This is a genomic window from Pararobbsia silviterrae, from assembly GCF_003628125.1.
Classification (GTDB): Bacteria; Pseudomonadota; Gammaproteobacteria; order Burkholderiales; family Burkholderiaceae; genus Pararobbsia; species Pararobbsia silviterrae.
In genome coordinates this window covers 114,912-129,794 of the sequence record NZ_RBZU01000004.1, presented here as the reverse complement: position 1 = coordinate 129,794, position 14,883 = coordinate 114,912, and the positions used below count along the sequence as shown (strand labels likewise).

At 63.8% G+C, this 14,883-nt stretch carries 12 protein-coding genes, 1 pseudogene and 1 riboswitch; of the genes and pseudogenes, 5 read left to right on the top strand and 8 right to left on the bottom strand.

Going from position 1 to position 14,883, the window contains the following annotated elements; all coding sequences use genetic code 11:
• Position 1: 1 nt before the first annotated feature.
• On the bottom strand, positions 2 to 196 hold the full coding sequence (locus tag D7S86_RS11050; protein WP_121086356.1) for a CsbD family protein: 195 nt from the start codon (positions 194 to 196) through the stop codon (positions 2 to 4).
• A gap of 215 nt (positions 197 to 411) precedes the next feature.
• Positions 412 to 2,835: a hybrid sensor histidine kinase/response regulator gene (locus D7S86_RS11045; RefSeq protein ID WP_121086354.1), complete on the bottom strand. Its 2,424-nt coding sequence runs from the start codon at positions 2,833 to 2,835 to the stop codon at positions 412 to 414.
• A 377-nt stretch (positions 2,836 to 3,212) separates the two neighbouring features.
• Positions 3,213 to 3,386: riboswitch (yybP-ykoY riboswitch) on the top strand.
• 16 nt (positions 3,387 to 3,402) lie between these two features.
• Here D7S86_RS11045 and D7S86_RS11040 point away from each other — a divergent pair.
• A complete protein-coding gene (locus tag D7S86_RS11040; protein WP_121086352.1) occupies positions 3,403 to 3,993 on the top strand; it encodes a TMEM165/GDT1 family protein in 591 nt (196 codons plus the stop codon).
• A 78-nt stretch (positions 3,994 to 4,071) separates the two neighbouring features.
• Here D7S86_RS11040 and D7S86_RS11035 read toward each other — a convergent pair whose 3' ends face one another.
• Entirely contained in the window at positions 4,072 to 4,473 is a 402-nt protein-coding gene (locus D7S86_RS11035; RefSeq protein ID WP_147432295.1) for a hypothetical protein, read from the bottom strand.
• 415 nt (positions 4,474 to 4,888) lie between these two features.
• Positions 4,889 to 5,503, bottom strand: a pseudogene (locus D7S86_RS11030) (ParB-like protein); the annotation flags it as partial.
• A gap of 245 nt (positions 5,504 to 5,748) precedes the next feature.
• On the opposite strand from D7S86_RS11030, the gene D7S86_RS11025 reads away from it, so the two are divergent.
• Genes D7S86_RS11025 through D7S86_RS11015 form a run of 3 tightly spaced genes read left to right on the top strand, consistent with a single transcriptional unit; the run spans position 5,749 to position 8,561 of the window.
• Positions 5,749 to 6,732: an aliphatic sulfonate ABC transporter substrate-binding protein gene (locus D7S86_RS11025; protein ID WP_240648110.1), complete on the top strand. Its 984-nt coding sequence runs from the start codon at positions 5,749 to 5,751 to the stop codon at positions 6,730 to 6,732.
• A gap of 43 nt (positions 6,733 to 6,775) precedes the next feature.
• Positions 6,776 to 7,795, top strand: a complete 1,020-nt coding sequence (locus D7S86_RS11020; protein WP_121086344.1) for an ABC transporter permease — start codon at positions 6,776 to 6,778, stop codon at positions 7,793 to 7,795.
• Positions 7,785 to 8,561 (top strand): ABC transporter ATP-binding protein, encoded by a 777-nt coding sequence (locus tag D7S86_RS11015; protein ID WP_121086342.1) that lies wholly within the window; start codon positions 7,785 to 7,787, stop codon positions 8,559 to 8,561. The genes D7S86_RS11020 and D7S86_RS11015 overlap by 11 nt, the downstream gene beginning before the upstream one ends.
• 92 nt (positions 8,562 to 8,653) lie before the next feature.
• Here the strand turns inward: D7S86_RS11015 and dinB are convergent, their stop codons facing one another.
• Entirely contained in the window at positions 8,654 to 9,811 is a 1,158-nt protein-coding gene (gene dinB / locus D7S86_RS11010) for a DNA polymerase IV (protein WP_121086340.1), read from the bottom strand.
• Positions 9,812 to 9,978: 167 nt separating this feature from the next.
• The gene (locus tag D7S86_RS11005; protein ID WP_121086338.1) at positions 9,979 to 10,689 is read right to left on the bottom strand and encodes a DUF899 family protein; all 711 of its coding nucleotides are present in this window, start codon (positions 10,687 to 10,689) and stop codon (positions 9,979 to 9,981) included.
• A 352-nt stretch (positions 10,690 to 11,041) separates the two neighbouring features.
• On the opposite strand from D7S86_RS11005, the gene D7S86_RS11000 reads away from it, so the two are divergent.
• Positions 11,042 to 12,460 carry a tetratricopeptide repeat protein gene (locus D7S86_RS11000; protein WP_121086336.1) on the top strand — a complete coding sequence of 473 codons (1,419 nt, stop codon included), beginning with the start codon at positions 11,042 to 11,044 and terminating at the stop codon, positions 12,458 to 12,460.
• A 16-nt stretch (positions 12,461 to 12,476) separates the two neighbouring features.
• Here D7S86_RS11000 and D7S86_RS10995 read toward each other — a convergent pair whose 3' ends face one another.
• Positions 12,477 to 13,277: a c-type cytochrome gene (locus D7S86_RS10995; RefSeq protein WP_121086334.1), complete on the bottom strand. Its 801-nt coding sequence runs from the start codon at positions 13,275 to 13,277 to the stop codon at positions 12,477 to 12,479.
• Positions 13,274 to 14,878 (bottom strand): b(o/a)3-type cytochrome-c oxidase subunit 1, encoded by a 1,605-nt coding sequence (locus D7S86_RS10990; protein WP_205962799.1) that lies wholly within the window; start codon positions 14,876 to 14,878, stop codon positions 13,274 to 13,276. The genes D7S86_RS10995 and D7S86_RS10990 overlap by 4 nt, the downstream gene beginning before the upstream one ends.
• Between the last annotated feature and the right edge of the window lie 5 nt (positions 14,879 to 14,883).

Genomic DNA, 14,883 nt, shown 5'->3' with positions numbered 1-14,883 from the left:
GCTAGATCTTGCCGGTCCGATCGGTATCGTGGCGCAGCGCGTCCTTGACGTCGCCGACGCGTTTGCGCGCCTCGCCGGCGCCTTGCTGCAGATCGCCCTTGAGTTCCTGCGCCGTGTCACCGCGCATCTTGCCGACGGCCTCGTTGACCTTGCCCTTGAGCTTCTCGGCTTCTCCCTTCACATGGTCCTTGTTCATGGTGCTCTCCGTTGATTAGCGCGGATTGCGCACGTCATGCGTTCGCAACACGCGTACCCGGACCCCACCCCGATACGTCGGACCCTCCGGCTCAGCCGCGCACCCCGTCAGATTTTCCGAGCCGTCTCGTGATGGCGCCCGCGATCGGTATCGACGCGCATGGCGCGTGCGTACATCGGTCACAATGACGCGCGCGATCGCGCACGTCTGTCGATTTAGCCGCGCCGACCCGTGTCGGCCCGCGCGTCCTCGATCGACGCGATCAGGCCATGAAGCTGCTCGATGCTGAACGGCTTACGCAGCGATGCGCAATCGAACCCGGCCTCGTCGCGACTCGGCGCTTCGCGCCCCGACGCAAAAATGACCTTGAGATCCGGATCGCGCGCGAGCGCCGACCGCGCGAGTTCGAGACCCGATTGCCCCGGCAATGCGAGATCCGTCAGCAGCACATCAGTCTTTTTTTCGATCAACGCATGCATCGCCTGCTCGGCATCCGCCGCCTGCTGCACGTCGTATCCCATGCTCTCGAGCAACTCGCTGATGGCTTCGCGCGACGCGCCATCGTCGTCGACGACGAGGATCGCGAGATCCGACGCGGCGCGATGCGCCCGCGCAGCATCATCGTCGCGCGCGGATTCATCATGCGTCGCAGCGCGCGCCGCATCCGCCTGCGCGGCGAGTTCGACCTCCACCGCCCCCCACATGCCGAGCGCGCGGCGAATCTTCGACGCAAGCTCCTCGCGGCTATACGGCTTGCTCAGTAACTGAATGCCCGGATCGAGCCGGCCGCCATGCACGATCGCATCCTGCGTATAGCCCGACGTGAACAGCACCTTGAGGCTCGGAATCGAGCGCGTGGCCTGCGCAGCGAGATCGGTGCTGCGCATCGCGCCGGGCATGACGACGTCCGTGAACAGCAGATCGATATGAATCCCGCTCTGCACGATCGCGAGCGCGCTCTCCGCGTTATCCGCCTTGAACACCGTATAGCCGAGTTGCCGCAAGGTTTCGACGACAGTCGCCTGCACGCGGCGATCGTCTTCGACGACGAGAATCGTCTCCGTGCCACCGGTCAGCGCAACGGGCGACTTCGGTTCGATCGCGGCCGCTTGCTCGGTCGAACGCGGCAAATAGATCTTGATCGTGGTTCCGTAGCCCAGTTCGCTATAGATACGAATATGCCCGCCGCTTTGCTTGACGAAACCATACGCCATGCTCAAGCCAAGACCGGTACCCTGTCCTTCGGGCTTCGTCGTGAAGAACGGCTCGAACGCGCGCTCGATGACCTCGGCCGTCATGCCGGTTCCCGTATCTGTAATCGCGAACAGCACATATTCGCCCGCGCCGACGTCGTCGGCGCCCGCGATGTAATGCGCGTCGAGCTGCGTGTTCGACACGTCGAGCGTCAGCTTGCCGCCCTCGGGCATCGCATCGCGCGCATTGATCGCGAGATTCAACACGACGTTCTCGAGATGATTCGGATCGACGAACGTGTTCCAGAGATCGGTCGCGATGACGGTCTTGACATCGATCATTTCGCCGAGCGCACGCCGCAGCAAATCGTCCATGCTCCGGATCATGACGGCCGGATCGACGACGATCGGCTGTAGCGCCTGACGACGACCGAACGCGAGCAATTGCGACGCGAGACTCGCGCCGTGATCGACGGCCTCGATCGCCTTGTCGAGGCGTTCCTTCGTCCAGCCGTCGCGCGCATGCCGGCCTTCGAGCAGTTCGAGATTGCCGCGCACGACCTGCAGGACATTGTTGAAATCGTGCGCGACGCCGCCCGTCAGCTTGCCGACCGCCTCCATCTTTTGCGATTGGAGCAGCGCCGCGCGGGCCTTTTCGAGCTCCTCATGCGCGGTTCGACGCTCGGTCACGTCGCGCGTGATCTTCGCAAAGCCGATGAGCTCGCCCGTCTCGTCGCGTATCGCGTCGATCACGACGTTTGCCCAGAAGCGGCTGCCGTCCTTGCGGATCCGCCATCCTTCCGTTTCGAATCGCCCTTCGGATGCGGCCGTGCGCAGCCCAAGCTCGGGCAGCCCGCGCAGCGCGTCCTCGGGCGCATAGAAGCGCCGGAAATGCGTGCCGATGACTTCGGTCGCTTCATAGCCCTTGATGCGCGCGGCGCCCAGATTCCAGTTCGTCACGAGGCCGTCCGGTGACAACATGAAGATCGCGTAATCGGTGACGCCCTGCACGAGCAGGCGGAACCGGCGCTCGCTCTCGATCACGGCTTCGTAGGCGATGCGCTTGTCGGTCGTGTCGCGGACGATTTTGCCGAAACCGACGAGCCGGCCCTGCGCGTCATGCAGCGCCGCGATGACGACGCTCGCCCAGAACGTCACGCCGTCCTTGCGCACGCGCCACCCCTCGGATTCGTACTGCCCGCGTTCGCGCGCAATACGCAATGCGACATCGGGAATGTGCTCGCGACGATCGTCTTCGGTATAGAACATCGAAAAGTGCCGACCGATCGCTTCCTGGGCTTCATAGCCCTTGATGCGCGCCGCCCCCGGATTCCAACTCGCGATGACCCCGTCTTCGGTCAATCGGAAAATCGCATACTCCCAGACACGCTCGACGAGGACCGAAGGCCAGTATGCATCGATATCATCGGTCGGGTTTCGCTTCATCGTCGGGGGAGTCGCGGCAAAATCCGGGAGGCCATATGGGCGGATTCTCCGCATCTTACACGGCTAGCGCCCTACTTTTGACGAACCGCGCAGCCCCCGTTCAAAACGACCGGCCATCCATGACGGGACATTCGACGCCGCAAATCGTCAGCAGGAAAATTCGCGATAGATCGGCCATATATGCGCGCGATTTCCTCTTAAGAAAGGGATGCATCGGAAAGAATGGCGCACGTTTTCACGCAAAAAAGGTACCGTGCGCATCGTTCAAATCCGTACTTCGTGCACGCGTGCCGCGCCGAATATCGACGGATGCGGCTGCGTCGCGACGCTCAATCCCCTTGCCTTGCGGTTTGCCTTTTCGCTAAAATGGCGCCGCTCTTTCGGGGAGTAGCCGCCCTGGACGCAACGTCCGGGGGCGCACGTCAACATACTTGAGGATCGACAGATCGCTCATGGCGTGCGCAGCGTCAAGCCTGGCAAGACCGATGGCGCATACGTCCACCGAGCCGGGTCGCGGGCGTATGAGTCATCGCGCATGGACAGTGCGGCCCGGATATAACAATCCCCATGGAATCGTTTCTCGTCTCGACCAGTGTGGTCGGTCTCGCCGAAATTGGCGACAAGACTCAATTGCTCTCGCTCGTGCTTGCCGCGCGCTATCGCAAGCCCGTGCCCATCGTGCTCGGCGTGCTTGTCGCGACACTCGTCAATCATGGGTTTTCCGGCGCGTTGGGGGCGTGGCTCGCGAGCGTGATCCACCCGTCGATCATGAACTGGGCCGTCGTCGCTTCATTCGCCGTGATGGCCGTCTGGATCCTGATCCCCGACACGCTCGACGACGCGGACGCGGTCGAAACCAAACAGCGTCTCGGCGTGTTCGGCACGACCGTCGTCACATTCTTTCTTGCGGAAATGGGCGACAAGACCCAAGTCGTCACGATCGCGCTAGCCGCGCGTTTCCACGAATTCTTCGGCGTCGTCGCGGGCACGACGCTCGGCATGATGCTGGCGAACGTGCCTGTCATCTATCTCGGCCATAAATTCGCCGATCGCTTGCCGACCAAGGCCGTGCACGTGCTCGCCGCGGTCATCTTCGTCGTGCTCGGCGCGTTTGCGCTGCGCGCCGCGCTGCATCCGGAACTGCATCCGTTGTTCTAGGCACGGCGAACGCGTTCGGCAGACGTTCAGGTCGACACCCTGCACGAACGCATCGAGCGGACGTGCAGGGCATACGTCCTAACGGCCGGGCCCGGTCTCGGGCACGCAGCTCAGAATGAGCACATCGCCCGGCGAAACCGAAGCGCCGAGCGCGGCGACATGAATCCCGTCGTCGCCGCATTGCCACGTCGCCTGGAAGTCGCCGCGGCATGCACCCTGCGATGTCGCGCCCGATTGTATCGGCAGGCGCGTCGGCACTGCGTATGTGCATGTCTGCACGCCATTGCAGCGGCGCGCGACCTCATCCGTTGCATTGCCGGGCGTCACGCCGCAACGCTGCCCGTAGGTCGCTTCGAGAATTCGGATCGGCTGCGCCGCGTTGGCCGGTTCGGCCTGCGCCGAATGTCCGGTTTCCAGACCCATGCCGATCAACCCGCCAACAAGCAGGCTTGCAATCCGAAGCCCATGCATCGCGTTCATGACGGACACCCTCCCTCGGCCATGAATAAAGCGGGCCGGCGGCGTGACATCCGCACGCGTCGGCGCCCCACTTCAAGTCTAGGCGAGCGAAGCGCGTCTCGCGCGTGCACCGCACCAGGCGGTCATCGACTGACGTCGGCGAGCAAGGTCGGCGTCTCGCCCGCACGCGACGCGAGACTCTACGACGCGATGGTCCCGGCCTGATCGAATGACATCGCCGCGAACATGGGGCCCGCGAGCGTCAACGCGTCTCGCCAGGAAATGATCCTTCCGAGCCCCGGGCACGTCATTCATGCGATGCACGGACGCCGCGGTCCTACTCGCTTTTCTTGGACTTGATTTTCTTCGGCTTTGAATCGGACTTCGATTCGGACTTTGACGCGGCTTTCGATTCAGGGGCAACCGGCGACGGCTCGATGGTCCCGCACCATCCGGGCAGATAGCGGGCTTCCTGCGCATGCGCGTGGTCGAGTGCGTCTTTCAAGGCCGCGTCGAAATCGCGCTTGATTTGCTTGGCCGTCATCTTCTGCCGCAAATAATCGGCCCACAGAAATTCGCTAAACGGCGTCGCGTCCTTTGCGTAGCCGCCCGCAACCCGCAATTCGCCCGCGAGGCTCCGGAACGGATCGTCGACGAGATCCGTCAAGCGTTCGGGCAACGCCTCATAGTCGCGCCGATTGCCTTGCGCATCGAACGGATGGACCCATTGGTTGTGTTCCATCATGCGCCAGAAGATCGTCGGGTCGAGCCACGATAAATCCTTGAGCACCGTTACGTTGACGGTCTCGACCGCGCATTCGAGCCACGCGAGGCCCAGATGATGATGATCGACGATGTAGTAGCGCGCTTTGGGGCCCAGAATCGCGGGAAACCAATGCGATGCGACCGAGCTGTCGCGCGCTTTCGCGCCGAGCGTCTGCCAATGTTCGTGTTTCTTGGCGACCTCTCGATAGCCGACCGTCATCTGCGTCGGGCGGAGTTCGTCGAGTTTGACGGGCTTCAAATGCAGATCCGTATTCGGCAGCAGCATGACAGGCTCTCCAGCGAGTCGGGGCAATCCTCGGACGGATTGCCGCATCCATGGGCAAACTGAAGCGCGTACTTTACACCGCCTGTCCGCGGCCCAGCCCGCGCCGCGCCCCCCGGGGCTTCGACTTCACGCGTTCCGTCATAAGCTTTCCATGACTCGTCGTTTCCCACGCGAACCGCGGCGACATACCATTTTCGGTCCACATGACAACAAGGACGATGATGGCTTCCCTGCTCCGCACCGCAATGGGGTTTGCGCTCGGGCTCACGATCGCCGTAGCCGGCTTCACCGCCACCTTCGCTTCGGCCGCCGCCGCGGCGCCTACGGAAATCAAGCTCGATTACGCGTACTACTCGCCGGAAAGTCTCGTCGTCAAACGCTTCGGCTGGCTCGAAAGCGAATTCGCGCCCGATCACACGTCGGTCAAGTGGGTCCTGAGCCTCGGCAGCAATCGCGCGCTCGAATACCTGAACAGCAACGCGATCGATTTCGGTTCGACGGCCGGCCTCGCCGCCGTGCTCGGCAAAGCCAACGGCAATCCGATTCAGGCGGTCTATATCTATTCGCGCCCCGAATGGACCGCGCTCGTCGTGAGCAAGGATTCGCCGCTCAAGACGCTGTCCGATCTCAAGGGCAAGAAGATCGCGGCGACCAAGGGCACCGACCCGTTCCTCTTCACGCTGCGCGCGCTGCACACGGTCGGTCTCTCGCGCGACGACGTCGAACTCGTGAACCTCCAGCATCCCGATGGCCGCACCGCGCTGATCAACGGTCAGGTCGACGCCTGGGCCGGACTCGATCCGCATATGGCCGCCGCGCAGATCGACAACGGCGCGCGCCTGCTCTACCGCAACGTGAACTTCAATACGTACGGCTTTCTGAATGTCCGCCAAGCGTTCCTCAGCGAGCATCCGGACACCGTCGCGCGCGTGCTCAGAATCTACGACCGCGCACGCACGTGGATCATCGCGCACCCGGACGACGCAGCAAAGATCGTCGCGGAATCCGCGAATATCTCGTTGCCCGTCGCGAAGCTCCAGCTCGAACGCAACGACTTCTCGAATCCGTATCCGGGCAAGGAACATATCGAGGCGCTCAAGGCCGCCGCACCGATCCTGACCGACGAGCAGCTCGTGAAGCCCGGCACGCATCTCGACCAGGTCATCGACGCGCTCGTCGATACGCAGACCGCGCATCGCGCGCTCGCGACGCCCGTTGCCGCGCAATAAACGCTCGATACCCCGTACTCAACGCCCCCGCTTTCGACGCGCCATGAACGATCCCGCGCCCGCTCCGAACCCGTCCCGCGTGTCCTCGGCGACGCGTGCCGCGCCTGCGCCCGACGCGGCCGACGTTGCACGACGCCGGCCGCTGTCGTTACGGACCTGGCGCCGCGCGGGCATCGCTTTGCCTTTCGTCGTGCTCGCGCTCGTCGAAATCGCGGTCCGCGCGGGCTGGCTCGCGTCGAACCTCGTCCCCGCGCCGAGCGAAGTCGCCGCGTCGCTGTACCAGATGGGCGCCGAACGTCTGCTTCGTCATATCGGCGCAAGCACCGCGCGCGTGTTTGCCGGGTTTGCGCTGGGCTCGATCTGCGCGGTGCTGATCGGCGGCGCGATGGGGCTCAGCCGCCGTCTCGAAGCCGTGCTCGATCCGACATTCCAGGCACTGCGCGCGATCCCCTCGCTTGCGTGGGTGCCCGTGCTGCTGCTCTGGATGGGCATCGATGAGGCGCCGAAGATCACGCTCGTCGCGATCGGCGCGTTCTTTCCGGTGCATTTGAGTGTCGTGTCGGGCATCCATGGCGTCGACCGCAAACTCGTCGAACTCGGCAAGGTCGCGGGCCTGAGCCGTGCGGCGCTGGTCCGGCGCATTTTGTTGCCGGCCGCGCTGCCGCAGATCTTCGCGGGCTTGCGGATCGGACTCGCGGTCGCATGGATGTTCGTCGTCGCCGCCGAACTGATCGCGGCGACGCGCGGACTCGGTTATCTGCTCAGCGACGGCCGCGAAACCGGTCGCACGGACTGGGTGTTTGCCGCGATCGTGCTGTTCGGCCTGCTCGGCAAGCTCAGCGACAGCGTGCTCAAATTCATCGAGCAGCGCAGTCTGCGCTGGCGCGATACCGACCGTGCGTCGGACGACGCGGTCGAATCCCATATCAGCGACGCGCACGGCGCGACGCACGACACGTCCGAACCCGGCGCCTACGACGCCACGCCTCCCCGCATCGGCGCGCGCGTGCCGACGCCGCCCGTCATCGCGATCGCATCGGCAGGACACGACCATGGCGAATGAACTGCTCGATGCCAGACAAATTTCGCGCCGCTTCGGGACGCATAGGGTGCTCGACGACGTCGCACTGCAGATTCGCGCGGGTGAGATCGTCAGCCTTATCGGTCCGAGCGGATGCGGCAAAAGCACGTTGTTGCGCATCATCGCGGGCCTCGATCCCGATTACGACGGCACGATCGCGCTCGGCGGTCAAACGATCGACGGACCCTCGAGCCGTATCGGCATCATGTTTCAGGAGCCGCGGCTGCTGCCCTGGCTGCGCGTCGACAAGAACGTGAGCTTTATCGGCGGCGCGCAACGCGAAGACACAGCACGCGCTCGGCATTTGCTCGCCGAGGTCGGCCTCGCCGGACGCGAACACGCGTGGCCCAAAACGCTCTCGGGCGGCATGGCGCAACGCGTCGCGCTCGCGCGCAGCCTCTATACGCGGCCCGATCTGCTGTTACTCGACGAACCGTTCAGCGCGGTCGACGCGCTCACGCGCATGCGGCTTCAATCGCTGCTGCTGTCCGTCACGCGCGCGCACCATACAGCCGCGCTCGTCGTCACGCACGATCTCGACGAAGCCCTGTATCTGAGCGACCGGATCGTCGTGATGGCCGCGAACCCGGGACGCATCGTCGACACGTTCGAGATCGGCGCGTCGCGTCCGCGCGATCGCGCGGATCCCGCGCTCGCCGTCTGGCGTGCACGGCTGTTCGAACGTCTCGAACAGCTTGCGCAGGCCGATGCGTCCGAGGCGCGCGCGCCGATCCACGACGCAACCTGAACCTCGACGCCGCGATGTCGTTGAGGCGTTGAGGCGTGGATAACGCGCGTATCTATGGCGCGCACACGTGCGATGGCGGCTCGCCCGCGCGCTTACGTCTCGAACGGAAACTGTTGCTGAACCGGCAACGGCATTTCGCTATGCTCGCCCTTGGGTGTCAACGTACCGGCACGCACGCCGATCAAACGCAGCCGCTGCTCGAGTTTGACGCGCTTGAGACACTCGGTCGCCGCGCGCCGGATTTCCACGGGGTCGTCGGTCCCGTTCGGCAACGTGAGATCGCGCGTGACCGTATGGAAATCGGCGAAGCGAATCTTGATGCCGATCGTCTGCCCGACATATCCCTTGCGCTTCAGATCGTCGGCAACACGCGAACAGAGCCCCGTGAAGATCGAGGACAACGCAGCGCGATCGTGGCGCGCGTGCATGTCGCGCTCGAACGTCGTCTCGCGGCTGATCGACTTCGGTGTCGACTCGACGACGACCGGGCGTTCGTCGAATCCTTGCGCCGCCTCGGCGAGCCAGGCCGAATAACTGCGGCCGAAATGGTCCTGAAGCAAGCCGAGATCCGCGGCGGCGAGTTCGCCGACCGTCGCGATGCCGAGCGCCGCGAGGCGCTCCGTCGCCTTCGGGCCGATGCCGTTGACCTTGCGCACCGCGAGCGGCCAGACCCTGCGCGGCACATCGTCGTGCGTCAGGATCGTGAGCCCGTCGGGCTTGTCGAGTTCCGAACCGATTTTCGCAAGCAGCTTGTTCGGCGCGACACACATCGAACACGTGAGCCCCGTGGCCGCGTGGACGGCCTCCTTGATCCGCGCGGCGATGTCGCGCGCCTCGCCAGGCATATCGGTCAGATCGATATAGATCTCGTCGATGCCGCGATCCTCGATCGCATCGGTGAACGTACGGACCGCCGCCTTGAAGAGCCGCGAATAATGGCGATACGACTCGAAGTCGGTCGGCAACAGCACGGCATCGGGCGCAAGCTGCGCGGCCTTCATCATGCCCATCGCGGAGAACACGCCGAGCGCGCGCGCCTCATAGGTCGACGTCGTCACCACGCCGCGCCCCGCATAATCGCGCAGGCGCGCATAGCGGCGACTGCCGTCGGCGAGCGTCTCGGGCGTCGCCTGGCGTCCGCCGCCGATCACGACAGGCTGACCCCGCAGATCCGGATAGCGAAGCAACTCGACCGACGCGTAAAACGCATCCATGTCGAGATGAGCAATGCGGCGCGGTCCGGCAGTCATCCAAGCTCCGAAATCTGACGCGCCGGCGCGACCGCCGGCGTCGAACCCGGAATTGTAGATGCATTGCGCGAGCGGACGTCGACGGGTCGTCCGCTCGCGCGTTCAGGTCGCGCACTCACTCGACGTGCGCGTTTAGCGTATTCGACTCGCGTATTCGACTCGCGTGTTCAGCTCGCGTAATCGAGCTTCGGATACCAATGCGGATCGCGCCCTTCGGGCGTCAGGTCGAGCACGGTCCAAAGCGGCATCAGATCCGGCGCGCCGCGCGGATCCTGACCCGGATCGGACGTTTCGGGTCCCATCTCGGCGCTGTAGAAATGACGAATCGTCCCGTCCGCGCGCGTGAACACATCGAGTGACGGTGTGTCGCTGCCATCGGGCAGCACGGCGTGATAGTCGCGCGCATAGCTGCCGTCCGGATTCGAATAGAGCTTCAGATGACGCCATCCACGCTCGTTCTTGAATGCGACGAGCCGCTCGATCGGCGACCGCGCGACCACCGCGAGCGCCGCGCGTTGTTCGATATCGCGGGCTTCGCCATCCCAGGCGCTGAGCAGGCTCGTGCACATCGGACAGGGTCGCGCGCGTTGCGGCCCGAACATGAAGCTGTAGACGATCAGGGTCGACCGGTCGCCGAACAGTCCCGCCAAATCGACGGGTCCCCGCTCGCCGATGAATCGATAGTCGCGCGTGACCGTATGGCCCTGCGGCAAAGCGCGCCGCATTTCGGCGACGCGTTCGATATGACGCCGCAACTCGATTTCCTCCGCGAGCAGCGCAAGGCGCGCGCGACGGTAAGCATCGCTTTCGTTTGCATACGTCACACCGTTGCGCGCCGCGAGTTCGGTCGCGGGAATCAGGCTCTGGATTTCAGACATCGCATGCCTCCTTGGAAAATGCGTTGAAAAGCAGACGCTTTGTCCTCAACGACGAACCAGCATGCGCCGAATCGACACGGGCGTGTCGAATGTCCGATGAACATTTAGACTCACCGCGTCAGTTCGCCGCGAATTCGTGCCGCCGGTCACGCAGCAACTCAAATTCCGCATTCTTGAAGTACTTCAAACGTCCATGACGTGACGAACACCCATGCGAACACGCGTTTGATCGCACCGCTTTACACATTTCTTACGAGTAACTGCATGTAATCTTACGATTTCTATTCCGTCAATTGAATCGACAACCATCCTGATATGGTGCCCCGCAAGCCCCCTTGGATTGGTCCGCCGCATGTCCGTTGAACAGATGCTTGACGAAGCCCTCGTCCACCATAAGGAAGGCCGTCTCGCGCAAGCCGAACCCCTGTATCGCGCGGCGATCGATGCTGAGCCCGAACACGCCGACGCGATCCTGAACCTCACGCGGATCCTGATGCTCACGAGCCGGACCGAAGAGGCGAAACGGTGGCTCAATTGGCGGCTCGCCGACGCGCCTGACGACGTCGTCGCGCACCGGCAGCTCGGCTTCGCGCATGCGAGCCAGAACGAAGCCGCGCAAGCGCTCGTGAGTTTCCAGACGGTCATCGAACTCGAACCGACCGATGCGGGCGCGCATGAAATCATTGCGCATTTGCTCAAGAACGTCGGACGCGTCACCGAAGCGCAAGACAACTTCCGGCGCAGCGCGGCGCTGCGCGCCCCCGTCAAGTTCGCGCACGCGATCGGCAACGGCCCCGCGTTTCGCGTGCTCGTGCTGTTCGCGCCGGGGGCCGGCAATACGCCGTATTTCTACATGATGCGTATCGGCACATACGACTGCCATATGCTGACCTTCGTGCCGGGCATCGAATACGACATCGAGGCATTGCGCGCTTCGACCGACGTCGTCATGAACCTCATCGCCGACTTCGATACCGCCGGGTCGCAATTACCGCATATCGCGCCGCTGCTCGAAAAAATCGGCAGGCCGGTCGTCAATCATCCCGAACGCATCCTGCAAACGGGACGCGAGCTGATGTCGCGACGCCTCGCGTCGATCGACAACTGCATCATGCCGGTCACGCGCCGCTATACGGCCGAGCAGATGCACGACCGCGCCTATGCGCGCGAGACGCCGGCTTTCACGTATCCCTTGCTCGTGCGGCGCGCGGGCACGCACGGCGGCGAGGATTTCGACAAGGTCGACGACGAAGCGGCGCTCGTCGCATTCATCGCGCAAACGCGCGCCGAGTATTACTACGTCACGCAGTATGTCGATTACCGGTCCGACGACGGTTTTTTCCGCAAATACCGGTTCATGTTCATCGACGGCGAGATCCTTCCGTATCACCTCGCGATCGACACGCAGTGGAAGATCCACCACGCGACGACCGACATGCTGCACCAGAAATGGATGCAGGACGAGGAAGCCGATTTCCTGAACAACCCTCGGCACTACTTCAAGGACAAGCACTACGCGGCGCTCGTGGCGATTCGCGATTCGGTCGGGCTCGACTACTGGGGTATCGATTGCGGGATCGATCGCGAGGGACGCGTCGTTGTCTTCGAAGCCAACGCGACGATGCTCGTGCACACGCGCTTCAAGGCGTTCCCGTATAAGAAGCCGGCTGTCGTGCGCATCAAGCGCGCCTTCGATGCGATGCTCGAACGACGCGCGGTCGTCGCGAAGGCCGCCGCGGCGAAGGACGCGGCACCGTCGTCCCTCGCCTGATTCGCGCTACTTCACGCTACTTCGCGCTGGCCGCGTAGTAGCTCGCGGCGGCTTCGATTTCGTCGGGCGTCATATTGCGCGCGACATTACGCATCTGCCCGCTGATGTCGTTGTAGCGCGCCCCTGCTGCGAACGCCTGCAGTTGCGCCTTGATATAGGCCGCGGGCATGCCGTTGAGCCAGGGACTGCCGACCTTCTTGTCGATGCCGCCATGGCACGACGCACACGGCGCGATATTGCGCATCGGCGCGCCGGTCGCGACGATATCGGGCACGGGCACGTCCTCGCGCACGCGCGCCGTGCTCGGCCGCGGCAGATACGCGTAGTAGGCCGCGAGGTCGCGCATGTCCTGATCCGACAGATTGACGACCATCGGGCTCATGACCGCATTGACGCGTGCGCCCGTCTTGAAGTCGAGCAACTGCTTGTAGACGACCGACGGATACTGGCCCGCGAGATTCGGCGTATTGGCCTGACTCATGCCGCGTTCGCCGTGGCACATCGTGCATTGCATCGCGAGCGTCGCGCCGCGGCCGATCGACTGCGGCGTCGGCGGCGCGAGCGTGTACGGAGAGAGGGCGACCGTGCTCAACGTCTTTGCCGGCTGCACGGGCGCTTCGTCGCCCGCAAACCAGTTCCTCGGCAGACCCGCCGCACTGCAGATCGCATTCCAGACCCCCTGGAATTGCGCATCGCGCTGCACCGACGGCAGCCAGATGAAGCCGATCACAAACGACACGACGAAGACAACGACCATCGCCGCGGCACTCGTCGTGAACCAGCGATTGCGCAGCGAGAAAAGCGGTTCCGTGCTCATCGTGGACCTCCGATCCGAATCGCGGGCACCGACGTATCGCTGCGCAGCAGGAGCTGCCCGATCGGGTAACCGTAGTTGACGACGGTCAGCGCGATCATCAGCGAGACCCAGAGGCCGAAGCTATTGAGCGCGATCGGCAGCGCGGGCGACGCGTGCACGGGCCGCGCGAACTCATAGGCGGCGATCTCCGCGCGCGGACCGCGATGCGCGCCGATCAGAATCGCGAAGAACAGGATCGCCGAGACCACGAGCATCGCGCCGCCGATGACCGAGAGGATCACCGAGAACGCCTGGGCCGCGATCTCCGGATCCGTGTAGTCGTAGAACGCCATGCGTCTGGGCATGCCGAGAATGCCGACCCAGTGCCACGGGAACGTCAACACGATCATGCCGATGAACCAGAGCCAGAGCTGCCAGCGCACGAGCTTCAGTTGCGTGATCGGACGGCCCGTCAGATGCGGCCACAGATCGTAGGCGATCACGAAGTACATGATGACGATCGCGCCCGCGAAGATCAGATGGAAGTGGCCCGTGATCCATTGCGTGTTATGCACGGTCGAATCGAGCTGGTAGCTCATGTTGATGAGCCCGCCCGCGCCGCCGAAGCCGAGCATGATGAACGAGAACGCGAGCGCGAGCATCGCGGGCCGCTCCCATGGCAGATGCTTGACCCAGCCGAACGCGCCGCGTCCGCCGCGCAGACGCGAGGCGATCTCGGCCGATGCGCAGATCGTGAACACCGTCAGGAACGTCGGGATCGTCACGAGCGCCGTGAACACCGATTGAATAAACTTGAACCCGGATCCGACCTGCGGATCGGCGAACAAGTGATGCAGGCCGATCGGCATCGAGACCACGAGGAACAGGATGAACGAGATCCGCGCCATCGAATCGCTATAGAGCCGGCCGCCGATCGCGCGCGGGATGATCGTATAGAACGCGATATAGGCGGGCATCAGCCAGAAATAGACGATCGCATGCAGCGTCCACGAGAAGAACACGCGCGCGAGCCCCGCGTCGATCGTGTCCTTGAGGCCGAACGCGACGGGCAAGATCTGGAACAGGATTTCGAGCGCCGCGCCGATCGCCGTCCATCCCCAGAGATACGCGCCGGCGACGGTCGCGAACATCGCGAGCGGGACCGGCTTGCCCGGATTGTCGCGTTTCCATGCGTTCATATTGATGCCCATGAGCGCGACCCAGATCCACGAGCCGACGACCACAAGCACGATGCCGAGGTAATAAAACGCGTTGCCGATCATCGGCGGATAGAACGTATAGAGGACCGACGACAGGCCCATCGCGACCGGAATGACGGCCATGACCGTACCGGCGATCGCGAGCCAGAAGCCGCCCCATGCCCACTTGCTGCCGACGAGCGGCCGCTTGAGCGCGAGCTCGACGACCGCGTAGCCGAAGCCCATCGCGATCAATGTCGGAAACACATAGCCCATCGTCGTGCCGTGCCCCGTGACCGAGCGATAGTAGAGCTCTGGGTTCCGGAGCCACGGATGCAGCGGGCTGCGAATGAACATCTGCCATTCGCCGAGCAGCAACGCGAGTCCGAATGCCGCGAAGGCGACCCAGAAGTGCGCGAGCACAAGTC

Excerpts from the sequence above, each read along its gene's own strand:
- D7S86_RS11050 (WP_121086356.1), bottom strand. The coding sequence starts at position 196 with ATGAACAAGGACCATGTGAAGGGAGAAGCCGAGAAGCTCAAGGGCAAG.
- D7S86_RS11045 (WP_121086354.1), bottom strand. The coding sequence starts at position 2,835 with ATGAAGCGAAACCCGACCGATGATATCGATGCATACTGGCCTTCGGTC.
- D7S86_RS11040 (WP_121086352.1), top strand. The coding sequence starts at position 3,403 with ATGGAATCGTTTCTCGTCTCGACCAGTGTGGTCGGTCTCGCCGAAATT.
- D7S86_RS11035 (WP_147432295.1), bottom strand. The coding sequence starts at position 4,473 with ATGAACGCGATGCATGGGCTTCGGATTGCAAGCCTGCTTGTTGGCGGG.
- D7S86_RS11025 (WP_240648110.1), top strand. The coding sequence starts at position 5,749 with ATGGGGTTTGCGCTCGGGCTCACGATCGCCGTAGCCGGCTTCACCGCC.
- D7S86_RS11020 (WP_121086344.1), top strand. The coding sequence starts at position 6,776 with ATGAACGATCCCGCGCCCGCTCCGAACCCGTCCCGCGTGTCCTCGGCG.
- D7S86_RS11015 (WP_121086342.1), top strand. The coding sequence starts at position 7,785 with ATGGCGAATGAACTGCTCGATGCCAGACAAATTTCGCGCCGCTTCGGG.
- dinB (WP_121086340.1), bottom strand. The coding sequence starts at position 9,811 with ATGACTGCCGGACCGCGCCGCATTGCTCATCTCGACATGGATGCGTTT.
- D7S86_RS11005 (WP_121086338.1), bottom strand. The coding sequence starts at position 10,689 with ATGTCTGAAATCCAGAGCCTGATTCCCGCGACCGAACTCGCGGCGCGC.
- D7S86_RS11000 (WP_121086336.1), top strand. The coding sequence starts at position 11,042 with ATGTCCGTTGAACAGATGCTTGACGAAGCCCTCGTCCACCATAAGGAA.
- D7S86_RS10995 (WP_121086334.1), bottom strand. The coding sequence starts at position 13,277 with ATGAGCACGGAACCGCTTTTCTCGCTGCGCAATCGCTGGTTCACGACG.